Here is a 2,724-nt window from a genome sequence, read left to right as displayed (position 1 = left end):
ACAGACTTGTTATAGGATCAAGCCTTACGGGCAATTAGTATCAGTTAGCTGAACGCATTACTGCGCTTACACACCTGACCTATCAACGTCCTGGTCTCGAACGACCCTTCAAGGGGATCTAGTCCCCAGGGATATCTCATCTTAAGGCGAGTTTCCCGCTTAGATGCTTTCAGCGGTTATCTCTTCCGAACATAGCTACCCGGCGATGCCACTGGCGTGACAACCGGTACACCAGAGGTTCGTCCACTCCGGTCCTCTCGTACTAGGAGCAGCCCCCTTCAAATATCCAACGCCCACGGCAGATAGGGACCAAACTGTCTCACGACGTTTTAAACCCAGCTCACGTACCTCTTTAAATGGCGAACAGCCATACCCTTGGGACCGGCTACAGCCCCAGGATGAGATGAGCCGACATCGAGGTGCCAAACACCGCCGTCGATATGAACTCTTGGGCGGTATCAGCCTGTTATCCCCAGAGTACCTTTTATCCGTTGAGCGATGGCCCTTCCATACAGAACCACCGGATCACTATGACCTGCTTTCGCACCTGCTCGACTTGTCGGTCTCGCAGTTAAGCACGCTTATGCCATTGCACTATCAGCACGATTTCCGACCGTACCTAGCGTACCTTCGTACTCCTCCGTTACGCTTTGGGAGGAGACCGCCCCAGTCAAACTGCCTACCATGCACTGTCCCCGACCCGGATCACGGGCCAAGGTTAGAACCTCAAACAAACCAGGGTGGTATTTCAAGGACGGCTCCACCGAAACTAGCGTTCCGGTTTCATAGCCTCCCACCTATCCTACACAGATCGGTTCAAAGTCCAATGCAAAGCTACAGTAAAGGTTCATGGGGTCTTTCCGTCTAGCCGCGGGTAGATTGCATCATCACAAACACTTCAACTTCGCTGAGTCTCGGGAGGAGACAGTGTGGCCATCGTTACGCCATTCGTGCAGGTCGGAACTTACCCGACAAGGAATTTCGCTACCTTAGGACCGTTATAGTTACGGCCGCCGTTTACCGGGACTTCAATCAAGAGCTTGCACCCCATCATTTAATCTTCCGGCACCGGGCAGGCGTCACACCCTATACGTCCACTTTCGTGTTTGCAGAGTGCTGTGTTTTTATTAAACAGTCGCAGCCACCAGTTTATTGCAACCCCTTCACCCTCCTGGCGCAGGCCAGTCAAGCTACAAGGGCGTACCTTATCCCGAAGTTACGGTACCAATTTGCCGAGTTCCTTCTCCCGAGTTCTCTCAAGCGCCTTAGAATACTCATCTCGCCCACCTGTGTCGGTTTGCGGTACGGTCATCGTTAGACTGAAGCTTAGAGGCTTTTCTTGGAACCACTTCCAATTGCTTCGCTCCCGAAGAAGCTCGCGCCACACCCTTGAATCCTGCGCCCGGATTTGCCTAAGCGCCTTCTCCAATGCAGCGACCGGGACTTCCAACACCCGGACAACCTTCCGCGATCCGTCCCCCCATCGCATCTAACAATGGTGCAGGAATATTGACCTGCTTCCCATCAGCTACGCATTTCTGCCTCGCCTTAGGGGCCGACTCACCCTACGCCGATGAACGTTGCGTAGGAAACCTTGGGCTTACGGCGAGGGGGCCTTTCACCCCCTTTATCGCTACTCATGTCAGCATTCGCACTTCCGATACCTCCAGCACCCTTTACAAGGCACCTTCGCAGGCTTACGGAACGCTCTCCTACCATGCGTGCAAAGCACGCATCCGCAGCTTCGGTATATAGCTTAGCCCCGTTACATCTTCCGCGCAGGACGACTCGATCAGTGAGCTATTACGCTTTCTTTAAAGGGTGGCTGCTTCTAAGCCAACCTCCTGACTGTTTTAGCCTTCCCACTTCGTTTCCCACTTAGCTATATTTGGGGACCTTAGCTGGCGGTCTGGGTTGTTTCCCTCTTGACACCGGACGTTAGCACCCGATGTCTGTCTCCCGTGATTGCACTCTTCGGTATTCGGAGTTTGCTATGGCGGGGTAATCTGCAATAGACCCCCCAACCATGACAGTGCTCTACCCCCGAAGGTGAGACACGAGGCACTACCTAAATAGTTTTCGGAGAGAACCAGCTATTTCCAAGTTTGTTTAGCCTTTCACCCCTATCCACAGCTCATCCCCTAACTTTTCAACGTTAGTGGGTTCGGACCTCCAGTACGTGTTACCGCACCTTCATCCTGGCCATGGATAGATCACTTGGTTTCGGGTCTACGCCCAGCAACTGAACGCCCTATTCGGACTCGCTTTCGCTACGCCTGCCCTATACGGTTAAGCTTGCTACTGAACGTAAGTCGCTGACCCATTATACAAAAGGTACGCCGTCACCCCTTTCGAGGCTCCGACTGTTTGTATGCATGCGGTTTCAGGATCTATTTCACTCCCCTCCCGGGGTTCTTTTCGCCTTTCCCTCACGGTACTGGTTCACTATCGGTCGATCACGAGTATTTAGCCTTGGAGGATGGTCCCCCCATCTTCAGACAGGATTTCACGTGTCCCGCCCTACTTGTCGCACACCTAGTTCTTTCATACTGTTTTCGCCTACAGGGCTATCACCTGCTATGGCCGCACTTTCCAGAGCGTTCGGCTAACAATACAAATAAAGAGTGCAAGGCTCATCCCATTTCGCTCGCCACTACTTTGGGAATCTCGGTTGATTTCTTTTCCTGCGGTTACTTAGATGTTTCAGTTCACCGCGTTCGCTTC

The 2,724-nt window shown here is 52.8% G+C and carries 1 rRNA gene; it reads right to left on the bottom strand.

From position 1 onward, the window contains the following. Window positions 1–13: 13 nt before the first annotated feature. A 23S ribosomal RNA gene (locus BTE28158_RS32165) occupies window positions 14–2,724 on the bottom strand; the annotation flags it as partial.

It is taken from the genome of Burkholderia diffusa (genome assembly GCF_902499115.1).
Lineage (GTDB): Bacteria > Pseudomonadota > Gammaproteobacteria > Burkholderiales > Burkholderiaceae > Burkholderia > Burkholderia diffusa.
This window is presented reverse-complemented; position numbering and strand designations above follow the sequence as displayed.